This window comes from Zobellia uliginosa (assembly GCF_900156625.1).
Taxonomy (GTDB): domain Bacteria; phylum Bacteroidota; class Bacteroidia; order Flavobacteriales; family Flavobacteriaceae; genus Zobellia; species Zobellia uliginosa.
The window spans coordinates 1-15426 of sequence record NZ_FTOB01000016.1; the positions used below are offsets into that span (position 1 = coordinate 1).

A 15426-nucleotide genomic window follows, 5' to 3' on the forward strand; every position below is an offset into this window, starting at 1 on the left:
AAAATACCGCCCGTAAAATATGCGGAACTTAATTCTTTTGGGGCTAGCCCCAAAAGAATTAAAAACAATAACTTTAATGAAGTTTTAGAAAACTAAGAAGTTCTATCTAAGGGAGCTTACAAGTTCTACCTCTTATTTTTGTTACTATAAACAAAGAATACTAGTAAAAGTTTCATCAATCTTTTAAGAATCTTATTTTTTTTGTTAATAAGATGATTTGAAACTGGTAATAAATAAAAATAATTTAATTTTACAAAACGGCAGAAGAGATATTATTAATATTGATCGAGTTTGATTAGGGATGTTGATGGAAGAAAATTATAATAAGCTTTTATTAAAATGGCTGAATAGGGAATTAACTCTAGAAGAACAGGAGTTATTCGAGCGTTCTGAAGATTATAATTACTACAAGTCCATTATTGATGGAATTTCAAAGCTTAAGGTCCCTGGGCAACAAACAGAGGAAGAAGCCTATTCTGATTTTCAGGCAAAACTTCAAAACAATAATACAGATTACGAAAGACTTTTAGTAAAATGGCTTAACAAGGAACTCACAGTAGAAGAGCAAGAATTGTTGGAGCGTTCTGAAGATTATAATTACTACAAGTCCATTATTGATGGAATTTCAAAACTTAAGGTCCCTGGGCAACAAACAGAGGAAGAAGCCTATTCTGATTTTCAGGCAAAACTTCAAAACAATAATACAGATCACGAAAGACTTTTAGTAAAATGGCTTAATAAGGAACTCACAGCAGAAGAGCAGGAATTGTTGGAGCGTTCTGAAGATTATAAAAGCTACAAGTCCATTATTGATGGAATTTCAAAGCTTAAGGTCCCTGGGCAACAAACAGAGGAAGAAGCCTATTCTGATTTTCAGGCAAAACTTCAAAACAATAATACAGATTACGAAAGACTTTTAGTAAAATGGCTTAACAAGGAACTCACAGCAGAAGAGCAAGAATTGTTGGAGCGTTCTGAAGATTATAATTACTACAAGTCCATTATTGATGGAATTTCAAAACTTAAGGTCCCTGGGCAACAAACAGAGGAAGAAGCCTATTCTGATTTTCAGAAAAAACTCCATGACAGTACTATAAGCAAAGGAAAGGTAATCCATTTAAATGTTTTACGATATATAGGTTATGCAGCTAGTGTTATATTTATAGTTGGTCTGAGCCTATTCTTCTTTGGAAATACGGTTATTGAAACCTCTATTGCTCAACAACAAAACGTTACTTTACCAGATAATTCTTTGGCTACAGTCAATGCCTTATCCAAATTAACGTATAATAAATACTTTTTTAGTTTTAATCGAAAGTTAAACCTGGATGGGGAAGTATTTTTTGAAGTTAAAAAAGGAAGCAATTTTACTGTGAGTACTTCTAATGGCGATATACATGTCTTAGGAACAAAATTTAATGTAGTGTCACGGGATAATTTTTTTGAAACAGCTTGTTTTGAAGGTAAAGTGCAAGTTTCTACTATCGACGATAACACCATATTAACTGCAGGGAACAAAGTAAGTTTTTTAGACGGCATTAAAAAACAAGAGGTTTTTGATAAAAATTCCTCTGATAAAAAACCAACCTGGACTATTGGAATCAGTAATTTTAAAAGTACTCCTCTTAAACATGTAATCAATCAGTTAGAATCACAATTTCCAATTACTATTGATTATAAAGGGATAGAAGATAAATTATCTATGTTATATACTGGTAGTTTTCCTCATAATAATTTAGATAATGCTTTAGAAAACGTATTTCTTACCATGGGCATTGAGTATTCAAAAGACAAAGATGATAGTTCTCTAATTATTTTAAAAAACCAAAAATTTAATCGTAATTAATAGGTTATACCAATATATTTTGTCTTTCTTTTTTGATTTATTTTGATAGCATCAAAAAATGGTCTGTGCCAACCACAAATTGAGGATAATCCTCAATCAGTTCTTAACCATATTATAAAAAAAGGTAGGACTATAAAATAGCTAAACCCTCTGTATTTTTAACTTAGACAATTTTAAAGTTAAACAGTGATACAGAAGGAAGAGCTACAATTTTACAACATTTCCCTTTTCTGGTGATAGTTTTCTATAACATCTACTTTTTCGGAATCACACAGCTAGACGAAATTTAATCTCTAAATCCAAGAAACTAGTTGTAGCTTTTATACGGTAACCTGTGTTTAACCGCTAGTCTATAATCCCAGACAAAAAATAAGGAGTTAAGGTTATTACGAATTACGCCTTCTTAATCTCTCGACATTACTATATCAATTCGTCCTAGTGTTTCTATCAAAACCAATCCATTACTTTGGTTTAATTTACTTTTATCTAGAATTGATATTATTGTGCCAGTAAATATTTTTTTGATACCATTATCAAGTAACGTTCCTACCTGTTATTTTTTACCTCTCATAGATCTTCCCATCATCCTATTATTAAGCATACTCATTGGGAAACCTTTAATCTGTCCCATAATTGTATTTCCTGCCTGCGCCCCCATTTCGGCCCCTTGACCTACTAAAATATTTGCATAACGAGGAACTTTAAATACTACAAATATCATAACTACCTGCAAAGCCATAGAGAATATAATATCACTATCAGAAAATGAAGTTGTCTCTACGGGGAGTAATATGATAATTGTTTGTACGATACTAAGTATAGGCAGCCATAAAAGAACAGATACAAAGCCTTGATACCAACTGCCAATTACTTTTTCGTTTCCTACAATAAGTGAAAAGGCCAGCACAAAGGGGCCAATCATTAGATAGATACACTTAACAATGAGCTGCCTGAAAAGAATATATCCTCCAGCAATAGAAGCGATAAAGAATACAATAAGATGTATAAGCTCAAGGATTGGATGCAACTGAATGACATCATCAACTCCGCCACCATCTACACCTCCTACATCTTGGGTATATGCCATTTTATCACGAAATAATTTCATACTACCGGGTGTCGCACCTCCTACTTTAGATGCCCCATCAAGAACGATTTCATTTACAATCTCTACTGGATCTTCTATAAGTAAAACAACCAGCTCTGTATAGAGAACTAGTGCAGCCAAGATTAAACATGGACGGACCAATGTAGAGACATCTAATTTCTCATTTTCCCCCAACCATGATTTGATGACATGGTATCCCACAAATACAACCATAATAGCTGCCGCCAAAAGCCTTACAGAAGGTAAAATAGCATCTACAAAAGCTAAAATTTTTGGTTCCAGCGTAGATTCAAAATTGGTAAGTACCGCATAAAAATCCATAATTATTATCGTTTAATATTGTTACTTTGTGTTATCAGATTATTTACCTTATATCCTATGAGTAGTATATTTCGTCTAATCTTTAACGTTCTTATTAACACCTTTAAAAAGGCGCTATAGTTATACCCTGGACCACCGCTTAATGAGATTGCCGTAAGTAAAAATGTATACTCTGATTTAATCTCTTGTAAATATCTTTTTTCGTCGGTAAGGTTTACTTCATGTTCTTTTAGCCGTAATTTGGTATACAATCTTTTCCCTTTCAAATCTTTTATTTTTTCTTCTATTTCATTAATTTGTTTTTCTGAAAATTCTATGGCCCCTATGGTAGCGATCATCATAGGTAGTGATTTGAAATTTGAATTTAACTTTCTTCTACTATCATAATCTTGTTCGACTACCCTCAATTCGTCAACAAGATGTTTTTGCTCATTGATAAGACTAATCTCTTCACCTAATAAAACATTTGCAGCGATTTTTTCCCCAGCTGCAACATTATGTGAAATCGACCATGTTTGTGCTTGTGAAGATATCCATGTTATACATAGGATAACCATCAATATTTGTTTAAAATTTTTCATTTTTTATGCAAGTTTTAATTACTTTTTCTAAAGAAGACAATAGCAACAATATCCTGTCTCCTTCACTCATATAATTATCAAAAGCCAGGTAGGAATTAACTTTTTTAGACTCTCTCCCTAACATTATACCATACCTTAGCCTTATAGCCTTGGGGTTTCCAATATATTTGACATTACTAGTTGGCTCAACAATTGGATATTTTTCTTCGACAAAATCATAGCTTTCTTTGAAGAATCTTTGAATCTTGATTCCTTCACCTATATATAACTCGTTATATTTGGTAAGGAATAAATATTCTTCCGAAATTACATCTTTGACTTCCTTCAAAAACTCTCTATTTAAAACTGCAGTGGCCGTCATCTTACCATTTGTTTTAGCAATACGCTCTAAGACAGGGTTTCCTAATTCATCAGTAACAGATCCAAACGTTTGTGCCTTTGTTTCTATAAAACCAAACAAGACTAAAAAAACCGATAGTATAGTACATTTAAAAAATAATTTATGTGACTCCATATGTTCATTTTTAGCGATAAAAATTAGTCAATAATCATTTTGATTACCTTTTTAGCTTGCTCACTTTTATGAATATTTTTTCTAACAAAATCAAGTTTTCTATTAATTCTGGTGAGGGTAAGCATAGAATTTTGAAGCAAATTCAGTTTTTCTCCATAAATCACCATTTTATGCTGACTCTCTAGTTCTTTCTCAAGAATATCAAGATTTTCATTTATCTCTGCCAATAACTTATCATTTTCTGGTCTTTTAGAATAGTATTTGATTTCATCCAGTTTACTATTATCTAATTTTAGTTTTAGATACCTATTTCTACTCTTATTGATGTTATTATTAATCATAGAAATAATTAAGATCCCGCTATAATATGTAGCTCTTTTATTGTAGGTACTTGCATAAGAGCTTACCGCATCTGTAAGCTGGTTCTCTTCAAATTTCATAATACCATATTCAGCTGAAGCAGCTCCACTTGCTACAACTAAAGGCATGTCTGTTATAGGGAGATAAACAAAATTTACAGGTTGCGCTAGGCATGTTGTTCCAATCAAAACTAGTCCTATTAATATCACTATTTTTTTCATATTGATAATATTTGTTTTATAGTTAATGCTTGCAATATGTTGAACTTTGTTGATGAGGACATTCGTATTACAAGAAGATCTCTAATTCAGATATCCATTTTAATAACTCTTCATCTCCCTCAGCTGCAAGTCGTATTGCTGGTAATGCCATCAAACCAAAAGTCTGTTTATCATTATTTGAATATTGCCGGATTATTTCACTACGCAGCCTATATATTTCTTGTCGATTTGCTGCCGTGATATTTTTAGAATCCAACACCTGCAAAAAAGGTAACAAACTCTTACTCAGCGCCATATTCTTCATAAGTGTCTTTTTATTTTCGGTCATGTATCTTTCGTTAGAAAATTTTGACAACAGGGCTTGTTCTGCCATACTCAACTGTAAAGTTCCGGCAGATTTAGCGATAAAACCGCTTTTACTATCATGAGGTGATACATCGTATTTGCTTTTCAAAAGTTGTTTTTCTTTCTCGATAAGCGCTCTAAGCACATTATTTATATTTTCATTTGTTTCATTTCTGGCGCTTATAGCTACAATTAATTTCCCTAACTCTGTCATAGCCTTTGTATCTGTATTCGTTACATGGGTATGCCCTATAATTTTTAATTGGGCAAAACTGTTGTATGTAGTTAATGTAATAATGCATGCGAAAATTAAATTCTTACTAAACTTCATAATGATATTTTTATTAAATTATATATAATGACTATTACCCACCCGTTGTGCATTTAGGGAAAATGTTATAAAAAAGCGTCAATCCGTGGTTTTCTGTAATGAAATGGAAAAAAAATGTATCGAGAATAGCTTTTTTCTATCCAAAATTCTATTCTCGATACACTCTCTCAAGGTCGAAGTAGCCGAACTGACGAATTTTGGTCAAAACCAGTTCTAAATGCACAACAGGTTATTACCTATATTATCCTTAATAGTTTATATCTCTTTCTCCGTCTTCTTTTTCTGATTCGCGTTTAATTATTTCTAATTCTTTAATGATCATAATAGAAATAGACGCATATTTTTCCCAAATCAAATCCCTTACCCCTTTTCTCATTTTATGTCTCGGTCTTACACTTAACAGCTCAAAAACCACATCATGAGAATGTTTTAAATACTTGACTCTTTCTTCGCAAAACTTTTTTTGACGACCATTTGAATAAGAGTCACACATATTGGCATAATTTATAAAGTGTACATATCTCACAGGTTTACCCAAGCTGGTTAAGCCTGCTTTTTCTGCGCCTGAACCTATAATTGTTGTACCCCAGCTTTTGCTGGTTTCTTTTTTGGACTTATCTACCCAATTCGCTGCACTTGCTTCAATTTCTAATGCTACCTTATGACCAATATCTACATAAGAAGGGGGCAATGGAAGTTGTGCCATTGTTTTTGTTACAGTTATCAAAAAAGCAAGTATTAAAACCTTTCTCATGGTTTCTTAATTTTTACAGGTTAACGATTCTTTTAATGTAGCAAGCCTACCGGCATTTATCTTATGTGTAGAGAAATTGTCCTCAACGATTTGTTCTAATAATAGCAGTAGCTCTTTTTGATCACAACTGTCAATCGCTTTTTTGGACCAAAACTCATGTTGATAAAAACTATTTAATCTCAAGTCTAGTTTAGTTTTTAGTTTTGTGGATGTCGTATCGACATTGCAATGCTGTTGTATCAACAATATATTGGTATCCAATTTTTCATCTAGTGTAAAAGAGTCAAAAAATCCAATACAAAAAATTATTGATACTAAAGACAATATGTTTACTAGTGTTCTCATAAACTATCTGCGCATAGATATAGACGAACTTCTGCTTCTACTTAAAGTTGCTTGTTTTGAAACTCCTTGTTCTATTTCTGCTCCAGGTTTTAATTTATTCAATGTGGTCCCGAATCCATTCCAATAATCCACCGTCTTATGTGCTTTCTTTTTATGCACTACTGGTGTTTTTAATTCTGTACCTTGATCTTTACTTTTTTTACTATTACTTCTACTACTTCTAAGTTCGAATGTTTTTTTTAAGCCTAGGGTCTCAAAAACCTCTTGAAAGATGTTATGAGATTTTTTATTTTTTACTTTATCCTTTTTTTCTTTTTGCTTGTCTTGATTTTTAAATTTTAGAATTTCCTTAAAAAGTTCTTCAATAAAATTCTTTCGAAGCTCTTTTTTTATCTTAGTTTTTGTTTTACCTATCTTTTGTTTATTCGAATTCCCTACTAGGCTTGGCTTATCAATATTCAGTGGCCTCTTTGGTATATTCTTCAAAACCAGCTTTTTTCCCACTTGTGATATCGGCTTTTTTGTCTGTAGAGCAAGCCTCGCTGCTATCCTTAATAATAATGGGATCATAGTTTTTGGTTTTTGAACAGCAAAAGCTAATTTATCGGTCTATATTACTCTTGGCTTTAATAATTTTTTCCTGGGAATAACGATGGTTGTTGATCTACCTCCATTTTTTTCAATAATATCTATTTGAAGCTTTTCGTTATTATTGGGTGTGAACTTTTCAAAAACAAATGAAAACACTTCTATACCTCCCGTTCCCCTCACTTTGTCTGTTTCATTACAGATCAAAACCGGCCTTAAAACCCTTTCTTGATAAACGATATCCTGAGCATATCTTTTGTCTTTCATGAAACGAAAAAGAAAATGATCAATATTTAAATCAATAGTAGAAAAGTTTTTGACCACCAGACGTATTGCTATATAATCACCTCTATAAAATATTCCTGAAACTTTTGAAAGCAGTAAATCCCTGTTTCCTTTTATGTTATAGTTACTCACCTCTTTTCTACTAAAATGACACATCTCGTACATTCCCATTTTCTTTTGTTCATTTTTCATCAAGATATTGTTGTTGTTATTCAGCGAGTGGTCTAATTTATAGGTCGTATTTGTGATATCTCTTTCAAAAAAAAGAGGAATAGAATAATAATCTCCATCTTGAGTAATTATGGTAATATTCGTCTTTTTCTCCTCATTTTTCTCTATAAAATCACCTCCTATGTGTTTCACTTTCACAATATTTTCTATTGTATCCGTAACAAAATAGCGTGACCCTATATCTAAATATTTAATTTTGTTCTTAAAGATCAAATGAGTAGTCTTTATATCAGAGATTGCAATTGGTTTAGTACTCTCTATCTCATCAAAAATTTCTTGTTGAGAATAAGTATTAAAGCTTATCAATAACAAAATAAACAGTGATTGTGTCAGTCTCATTTTATTTTTTATTTACGATTAACAAATTCATTAAGTGCCAGTTTCATATTCTTATGTTTAGCATACCTATCAAAAATAAATTGATTTTCATTGGCGTTTGATGAGTAACAGGCGTACCGCTCTTTGGAAACACTGACTTTATATACGTTTGAAACATTACCAACTTTAATAAATACTTCTCGCTTATCCGTAGAAAACAGTTTTTCTAAATCGGCTTCATTAAAAGAAAGATGGGTTCCTAACTTATCTTTGGATGCCATTTTCTTTTTGTGCGACAATAATATCATCGTATCAGTATTATTGATCATGGCTGCCCCTGCAGAAGTCTCTAGTATGTCTTCTATATCCTGTGTTGCAATAGCAACCTCTCCGTAATGTTTTCTGACTGTCTTGTACATATATTTTATAAATTCTGCCATTTCTCCTTTAGAAATAGGTTTCCAGCATTCATCAATAAATATAGATTTCCTGATCCCTTTAAGCTGTCGTATTTTTCCCATAACTACATCTATAGAAAGCATTGTTATCAATGGAAACAGAACCGGATGATCTTTGATATTATCCATTTCAAAAACAATAAATCGCTCATGTAGTAAATCAACTGGTTGTTCAGAATTAAGGATATGTCTATACTTACCATCATAAAAGTCCCTTACAGATAAGTCAAAACTCAACTTGTCAAAATACTTCTCTTCATTGTACTCTACCCTGTTCTCCATAACAAACTCATAAAAAGTAGATAATTTCGGAAAAATGTCTGTGTGCACTTTAAGATTCGCATAGTATGCGTCTAAATAGAGCGTAATGATTTGCTTTTCCTCTTTAGTAAAGGAGCTTTCCCCTTTCCATAAAAACATGATCAATGATACCAGGAACTCTTTTTTATCTATATCAATTTCTCCATGGATATAAAAAGGATTGAACTCCATTGGGTGATCAACATCATAAGTATAATATTGACCTCCTACCAGTTTACATAACTTTTTGTATGAATTCCCAATATCTATCATTACAATATGATGGCCTTGTTCATAATATTGAGAAGCAATATGATTTATCAAAAAAGATTTACCCGTACCTGATGGCCCAAATATTAATCTATTTCTATTCACTATATGTCCTCTTTGTACTGGCTCATCCCATAGATCCAATCTGATAGGCGCTTCATTTTTCCTGTCGCATAACAAAATTCCATCCTTAAAACTTTCATAGTAACTTTCAAAGTTCATAAGACTTGCTGTTTGTTCAGAAATGCCTATAAATTTATATTCTTCGGGGATCCTTGTTGCAGCACCGGGTCCACTATTAAGAAATATATCTTTTATTGAATATTTGATATGATACGGCCTCATACCCATTTCTCGAAATATATTTTCTAAATTGTTTCTACTCTTTTCTAATTTCTCTTTGCTATCTTCCCAAATAATAATGTTAAAGTGCTGCTTAATAAATTTTAATTCTTTGTCAATAACATTTTCCACCAGATCTTCAATATTATTGTGATTCAATTCATTCTCCTTTGACAAGAGTGACAAACTCTTGAAATTATTCATTTTCACCTTAATAGATTTGAAAACATCTTCTGATTTTTCTATATAAACAATTTGATTAAAGATGTGATTGCATTCTAATCCCAAACAGAGCGCTTGTATGTAAGGAATAAAGAAATCTGTTCGTTGTGTAGAATATTCCTTATTCCTTACATAACTATCAATGTTAATTGGTAATTCATTATTTGAAGTAATTGCATAAACCTCACCAACCTTATTAGCAACCTGAATTTGCCTATCTAGAAAAATATCTTTTAACTTATTGTCACTTTTTGGGGAAAGGGAAAAGTATTTACCGAGCAGATCAATAATTTGATCACTATTAAGGCGATTCGCAGTAAAGTATTCTTCTTTTGATAAAAAGGAAACGCTTATATCTATATCTGAAATAAAACCATCAATACCTTCAAGATACTTTTCATACTTGGTTGTATTATTGGTAATATTTATCTTATTCTTAGAGTCTTTTGTAAATATTAAGTAGCACTCATGAGTCAATATTGGCTTTTCAAAATAATAACTATTATCGCTACGAGATAACATATTTGTACCCTTAGCAATTGGGTCTTTAAGGTCCGTTACAAAAAAGTAATCCTGTTTTTGCATTACTGTACCCGAAGGTAATGACCCTATCAATTTATCGATAATCAAATTAATGCTATCCATTGCTTCTTTATCCAAAGAATAGATTTGAGGCATTTTTAATTCATACACCAAACTTACATCCCCAAACTTTGAGATTAACAAATCCTTTTCTATTGTATAAATAGGAAATATTTTTTCTATTTTATTTATCATTATCCTGGTTATTTATGGTTAGCCATATATGATATTTTCTGGGAACAAACACTTTTCTTTTATCGAACAATTCCCTAGAGATTTCTTTTGCAGCCGATAGTGCCGCTATCCTTCCCAGGGGTTCCCTGTTATTACCTGCATTATTATTTCCGATGATAGACTGTTGTCGATACGTTTGCAATGCTGCTTTGTACACATCTTTAGAAACATTTGAAGGGATTGAAAAAATAGACCCGTGATTAAGATGAATACCTTGCAGCCCGTCATAATCATAGACATTCATATCAATCGAGAATAGTTTATTGTCTCGTTTATATTTATTGATATTAATATTCAACCTATTATCTTCTATATTCACTACCCCATAAATTACCGCCCCTTTGGGAATTTTTATATTTGACTTTGTTAGTACTATAGGTTGTTTCGTTCTTAACGCGATCGTTGATCCTTGTCTAAGCACGCCTTGATCGATGACCTCTGCCGGAATTAGATTTTCTCTTAAATCAGTATTACTCGTAGAAGATGCGCCAAAAAAATAATCTCCTTCTTGGGGAATCTTTTTTTTCTCAGGTTCTGGTACTACTACTTGAGGTGGAACATAACCCGTGTCGTATTGTGGGTTGGCTTTATTTAAGTTATTCTGTAATTCCATTAGCATTTGTAAATTTTCATCTGTACCTAGCATTTCTTCTTCATTTGTATCTGGCATTTCTTCTTCTTTTATATCTTTTTTTGAAAGCTTATCTTTCATTTTTTGTAAAAAAGAAAGATTATCTGCTAACGAATCGTAGCGTTCTTCATCATATGTATTTGTTTCATCATACAATTCTTTTTTTGTAGAGTTATCAAACTTCTTTATATCAAGATCAGGAGAGTCGAATTCTAAACCTTCTGCCATTTCTCCTGTCGAAGAGGTACCTGAAAACACCAATCCTTTCATAGTAAAAACCAATACTCCTAAAAGGATTACACCTACAATCACGACAATAATTTTTTTATTGGTATCCATTTCTTATTTCTTGGGAGTAAACAATAATTTATCTTCTACATCATCAAATTTTTGTATTCGTTCAGATATATTCGTATCTAAACTCTCGTTTAGCAATAGTTGTTTATCTAATTGTAATTTATAAACTACCAAAACGGAATATGCCAGGCTAAAAATGCTATATACTATCCAAGCCCATAAATATTTTTCTGTGTGCTTTATATTTTTCATTTTTATATCATTTTTCTTTTTAGACTCTAAAAACGTTTTACTTCCATTTTTTTTAAAAAATTCATCCAATAGCTAAAAGGATCTATCCTTTTATTTTTTTTTAAAATCTCATAATGTAAATGAGGCCCGGTAGATCTTCCTGTAGACCCTACAAACCCAATAATAGCGCCCTGTTTTACCTTCTGATTTATTTTCACCTTAGAAACCATCATATGGCCATACAATGTTTTATATCCATAGTCATGGTCAATGACAACATAGTTTCCATAACTAGGTGAAAATTCCGCTTTAACAACCTTACCATGGGCAGAAGCATATATGGGTGTTCCTTTTCTTGCTGCTAGATCTAGCCCATAATGAAATTTATTTTTCTTTAAGATTGGATGCTTTCTCATCCCATATCCAGAAGAAATTCTTTTAAAACTTTTAGATGATAATGGAAAATAAACAGGCCTCTTTTGCAATTCCATTTTTGCATACAAGAGATTTTTTCCCTTATTGTTATTGGGTTGCATATAAGCCAGATTTGTCATACAAATCATCAGAATGGCTAATAGTATTTTTTTGCTAAGTTTTATCATCTTAAAAAAATAATAGTTATGTAATCTATCGTTCTTAGTTAATTATCAATAACCTACCCCACTACGGCTTCTCTTCATTTGTGAACTTGGTTTTACTTCTACGGCTTTGATTTTTCTGAATTTTATTTTTATCCTTGTCCTACCTTGCTTTCTTCTTCTTTGCCTTCACCTTCTTTGCCGTCATCTCCATTTTCTTTTTCTTCAGTCTCGCTTATTTCAGCTAGTTCGTTCGCAATAATGATATCTATCTCATCCACTATTCGTTTAAAATTGCCATTTAGTAGTTCTTCTAAATTATCTTCATTGATAACAAAAGGAATGTCTTTTTTAATTTGATCAGTTCTCTTGTCTACCTTGATATGTCCCCTAAATACTTTTTGCTTTATTTCTTCTCCAAAATTATCTGCAACAATTCCTACAAACTCACCTTGAGAAAGCTGGGATATAGTTGATACCGGTATTGCAAAATCCATACTTTCATTAATGCTATACGAGGTAGTACTGGTATCTACCGTCATGTTTTTAAGACGCTGTTTTTTCTTTCCAAAAATTTCTTGAAGTTTGGTAGCAGTACTGCTTCTTACAGAACCACTAAAAATATTACCTACAATATTAAAAATGGTTTCTGCCACTTTATCACCATAATCTCGCTTTAATTGTTCCAGGTCCTGCATTCCAATTGTAGTCGATACTTTGTTAGATCTGGCAGTGGCGATCAAGTTATCCAACCCCATAAAATACATGGTAGGCAACTCATCGAGTATAATAGAAGAGGGTAATTTATTTTGTACATTAACCACTTTTAACAATTGTGTAGAAATCAAGCCTAATGCGGGAGAATTGGTAGTTTGTGTAGTAGGAGAATTTGCTAATATCATAATCTGTGGATCCTCGGGATTATTAATATCTAATGAAGCATTAAGCTCTGGATATACGTTATTACCCATCACCCAGAATAACTCTCTTGTAGCTAATTGTGATAATGGAATTCTGGCGGTAGCCGTTTGTCCCGATAACTGCTCATAAGCTTGTTTTGCTAAGGCATCGGCAAATGGTGTCATAAAAAATCGAAGTTCGGGTCGTCTCTGAAAAACTTTAAACACTTTTTCATCGGGACAAGAGGCCAATGCTATTGCATGTGGCAGTGTACAAAATTTACCATTCTCAAATAATTTTAAAAAGTATATACAACAGGCAAAATATGATATGGCAGATTGTGCAAAGAAATCCTTTTTTGTAATCCATTCTTTATTAAGGTTAAAAAGCACCGTTTGAGAAGCCTCTATAGCATCTGCCGTTTTACGTATGAGATTCGGACTTATTGGATTCACAAAATTAGAGCTTGGAATATCATCTAGGGAGATCACCGTAAATTTTGGTGTTACCTTATAGGTATTTTTGTAATATTCATAAAAAGCATAGGTTTCTTTTGCCAGAGAAGGAAATTTAAAATCATACACCATCATAGAGAAATTTTTCATGATATGCTGCCTAATATATTCCTCTATTACCGAGTAAGACTTACCAGATCCGGGAGTTCCTAAAACCATAGTAGCCCTAAATGGGTTTACTACATTAATCAATCCATTCTCTGTCTTTAGGTTTACAGAATATGGATTTTCCTTGTATACTTTTTCTTGTTGAAAAATGAGATTCTTATTATTAAATTCATCTTTATTGGAGAAAAAATTAAAATGTTTCCTGATATGTAAAAAACTCCAGATGAACCCTGTCCAAGAAGCAAAAGTGATAATTAAATTCGCTACTAAATTGACTTTAAAACCACCACTTAATACAAACAGAGAAAAAGATATAATTACCGAAATGACATATTTTTTTAAATCAGGATCCTCTTCGGGTTTCTTTTTTAAACTTATCCCAAATGAGCAGAGCATAAAAACGCCTAAAATGATAATACGTAAGAAAAATGAATTTGATAAGAAAGGGAGTTGCAGGTATACTTGTTTAATACCGTGGTTAATGCTTCTGTCCGTTAATTCTAAATTGTTTAGTTCATTATAAAACCCAGTATATATATCTAATGACAATAGTAATAAACATGAGATTAACGCAAAGGTTATTAATATGTCAATAGAAAATTTATCTTTCATAATTACTTTTGTTTTGTTATTCGATTAGACTTAGAATCGATAGTAGAAAACCTTAGTCACTTATAAAACAAATTAGCTCATCTCATACCCTATGTTTTTTTGCTAAATATTTGTTTTTTGATGTTTTTTAATCACCTAATCGAGATGTTAAATCCTTAATAATGATGATAGAAGTAATATCCATTCAAAAGATAATTTCTGATCTTCTTACGTGCTTATTGAATAAGTCTTTCTTAGAAACTCCATATAAATTATGACGGTTATAGACAATGCATCAAGTTATTTGTCTGAATACTGTTTTTTGATAAAAAAATCAGCTGTAAGCTTTATAGGGGTATTTATTGATACTAAATCAGAAAGCATTTTTTACTACTTGTAAAAAAATAAGACATCATATGTAAATACTAAATGTCATTTTCTATCGGCGTACTAAATAACTACAGGCTTTAGGTAGCTCTTATAATGTTCTCTTTATATTTTTCAATAAGAAAGTCAATGACTTTTTTGTTTTAGGTTTCATAAGTATATGTTTTAAGGTTTACACATTGAAGTATAGAGCTTCATTGATAAGACAAATGAACATATCATGTATCCCTTTGTCAAAATGACAAAAGACAGTTATTTATCTTAAAGCATAGTGAACCCACTATTTAGACCTAACAAAAGATGACATTAAAGTAGTTTTAGAGCAATATTCATAAAAGCCTATGGATCTAGGTTATTGAAGAAAAAAAGTGCACAGAAAATGCTTTTAAACAAAAAATCCTAATTCAGTACTTTGAGTTATCGTCAAAGCACTTTGATTAACAGGTATTAGATTATAAATAAATCAAATTAAACTTAGATTATTAAAATAATCTAAAGATGTATAGGTTACGATAACTTTTAAGTTGAAGTGATTTGAACTTTTTTTGGATCGAAAGATAGGGCTACGGACATTTGTGTCAACACACGCAAATACCATAGCCCATGTACAAAGTACTTGACAAAGATACCAT

The 15426-nt window shown here is 31.8% G+C and carries 14 protein-coding genes; 1 reads left to right on the forward strand and 13 read right to left on the reverse strand.

The window, feature by feature from the left end:
* The first annotated feature begins 307 nt into the window (after positions 1 to 307).
* Entirely contained in the window at positions 308 to 1846 is a 1539-nt protein-coding gene (locus BW980_RS21745) for a FecR family protein (protein WP_175609938.1), read from the forward strand.
* Positions 1847 to 2399: 553 nt separating this feature from the next.
* On the opposite strand, the gene BW980_RS21750 is transcribed toward BW980_RS21745, so the two are convergent.
* From BW980_RS21750 to BW980_RS21815, 13 genes are all read right to left on the reverse strand, one after another.
* Complete coding sequence (locus BW980_RS21750) at positions 2400 to 3275, reverse strand: hypothetical protein (RefSeq protein ID WP_076457263.1); 876 nt, start codon at positions 3273 to 3275, stop codon at positions 2400 to 2402.
* 5 nt (positions 3276 to 3280) lie between these two features.
* The gene (locus tag BW980_RS21755; protein WP_076457264.1) at positions 3281 to 3856 is read right to left on the reverse strand and encodes a hypothetical protein; all 576 of its coding nucleotides are present in this window, start codon (positions 3854 to 3856) and stop codon (positions 3281 to 3283) included.
* Positions 3843 to 4370: a hypothetical protein gene (locus BW980_RS21760; protein ID WP_076457265.1), complete on the reverse strand. Its 528-nt coding sequence runs from the start codon at positions 4368 to 4370 to the stop codon at positions 3843 to 3845. Before BW980_RS21760 ends, BW980_RS21755 begins: the two co-directional genes overlap by 14 nt.
* Positions 4371 to 4393: 23 nt before the next feature.
* Positions 4394 to 4951 (reverse strand): hypothetical protein, encoded by a 558-nt coding sequence (locus tag BW980_RS21765; RefSeq protein WP_076457266.1) that lies wholly within the window; start codon positions 4949 to 4951, stop codon positions 4394 to 4396.
* 67 nt (positions 4952 to 5018) lie between these two features.
* On the reverse strand, positions 5019 to 5627 hold the full coding sequence (locus BW980_RS21770) for a hypothetical protein (RefSeq protein ID WP_076457267.1): 609 nt from the start codon (positions 5625 to 5627) through the stop codon (positions 5019 to 5021).
* Positions 5628 to 5874: 247 nt separating this feature from the next.
* Entirely contained in the window at positions 5875 to 6381 is a 507-nt protein-coding gene (locus tag BW980_RS21775; protein ID WP_139327764.1) for a hypothetical protein, read from the reverse strand.
* A gap of 348 nt (positions 6382 to 6729) precedes the next feature.
* On the reverse strand, positions 6730 to 7296 hold the full coding sequence (locus BW980_RS21785) for a hypothetical protein (protein ID WP_076457270.1): 567 nt from the start codon (positions 7294 to 7296) through the stop codon (positions 6730 to 6732).
* A gap of 39 nt (positions 7297 to 7335) precedes the next feature.
* Positions 7336 to 8169, reverse strand: a complete 834-nt coding sequence (locus BW980_RS21790) for a DUF4138 domain-containing protein (protein WP_076457271.1) — start codon at positions 8167 to 8169, stop codon at positions 7336 to 7338.
* Positions 8170 to 8177: 8 nt separating this feature from the next.
* Positions 8178 to 10517 (reverse strand): TraG family conjugative transposon ATPase, encoded by a 2340-nt coding sequence (locus BW980_RS21795; RefSeq protein ID WP_076457272.1) that lies wholly within the window; start codon positions 10515 to 10517, stop codon positions 8178 to 8180.
* Positions 10507 to 11526: a conjugative transposon protein TraM gene (gene traM / locus BW980_RS21800; protein ID WP_076457273.1), complete on the reverse strand. Its 1020-nt coding sequence runs from the start codon at positions 11524 to 11526 to the stop codon at positions 10507 to 10509. The genes BW980_RS21795 and traM overlap by 11 nt, the downstream gene beginning before the upstream one ends.
* Positions 11527 to 11529: 3 nt before the next feature.
* Entirely contained in the window at positions 11530 to 11736 is a 207-nt protein-coding gene (locus tag BW980_RS21805; protein WP_139327765.1) for a hypothetical protein, read from the reverse strand.
* 26 nt (positions 11737 to 11762) lie between these two features.
* Positions 11763 to 12317, reverse strand: a complete 555-nt coding sequence (locus BW980_RS21810) for a M23 family metallopeptidase (RefSeq protein WP_076457275.1) — start codon at positions 12315 to 12317, stop codon at positions 11763 to 11765.
* Between the two features lie 128 nt (positions 12318 to 12445).
* Positions 12446 to 14428, reverse strand: coding sequence for a type IV secretory system conjugative DNA transfer family protein (locus BW980_RS21815; RefSeq protein ID WP_083690594.1), 1983 nt, complete (start codon positions 14426 to 14428; stop codon positions 12446 to 12448).
* Between the last annotated feature and the right edge of the window lie 998 nt (positions 14429 to 15426).

Excerpts from the sequence above, each read along its gene's own strand:
- BW980_RS21815 (WP_083690594.1), bottom strand. The coding sequence starts at position 14,428 with ATGAAAGATAAATTTTCTATTGACATATTAATAACCTTTGCGTTAATC.
- BW980_RS21805 (WP_139327765.1), bottom strand. The coding sequence starts at position 11,736 with ATGAAAAATATAAAGCACACAGAAAAATATTTATGGGCTTGGATAGTA.
- BW980_RS21810 (WP_076457275.1), bottom strand. The coding sequence starts at position 12,317 with ATGATAAAACTTAGCAAAAAAATACTATTAGCCATTCTGATGATTTGT.
- BW980_RS21750 (WP_076457263.1), bottom strand. The coding sequence starts at position 3,275 with ATGGATTTTTATGCGGTACTTACCAATTTTGAATCTACGCTGGAACCA.
- BW980_RS21775 (WP_139327764.1), bottom strand. The coding sequence starts at position 6,381 with ATGAGAAAGGTTTTAATACTTGCTTTTTTGATAACTGTAACAAAAACA.
- BW980_RS21790 (WP_076457271.1), bottom strand. The coding sequence starts at position 8,169 with ATGAGACTGACACAATCACTGTTTATTTTGTTATTGATAAGCTTTAAT.
- traM (WP_076457273.1), bottom strand. The coding sequence starts at position 11,526 with ATGGATACCAATAAAAAAATTATTGTCGTGATTGTAGGTGTAATCCTT.
- BW980_RS21795 (WP_076457272.1), bottom strand. The coding sequence starts at position 10,517 with ATGATAAATAAAATAGAAAAAATATTTCCTATTTATACAATAGAAAAG.
- BW980_RS21745 (WP_175609938.1), top strand. The coding sequence starts at position 308 with ATGGAAGAAAATTATAATAAGCTTTTATTAAAATGGCTGAATAGGGAA.
- BW980_RS21770 (WP_076457267.1), bottom strand. The coding sequence starts at position 5,627 with ATGAAGTTTAGTAAGAATTTAATTTTCGCATGCATTATTACATTAACT.
- BW980_RS21785 (WP_076457270.1), bottom strand. The coding sequence starts at position 7,296 with ATGATCCCATTATTATTAAGGATAGCAGCGAGGCTTGCTCTACAGACA.
- BW980_RS21760 (WP_076457265.1), bottom strand. The coding sequence starts at position 4,370 with ATGGAGTCACATAAATTATTTTTTAAATGTACTATACTATCGGTTTTT.
- BW980_RS21765 (WP_076457266.1), bottom strand. The coding sequence starts at position 4,951 with ATGAAAAAAATAGTGATATTAATAGGACTAGTTTTGATTGGAACAACA.
- BW980_RS21755 (WP_076457264.1), bottom strand. The coding sequence starts at position 3,856 with ATGAAAAATTTTAAACAAATATTGATGGTTATCCTATGTATAACATGG.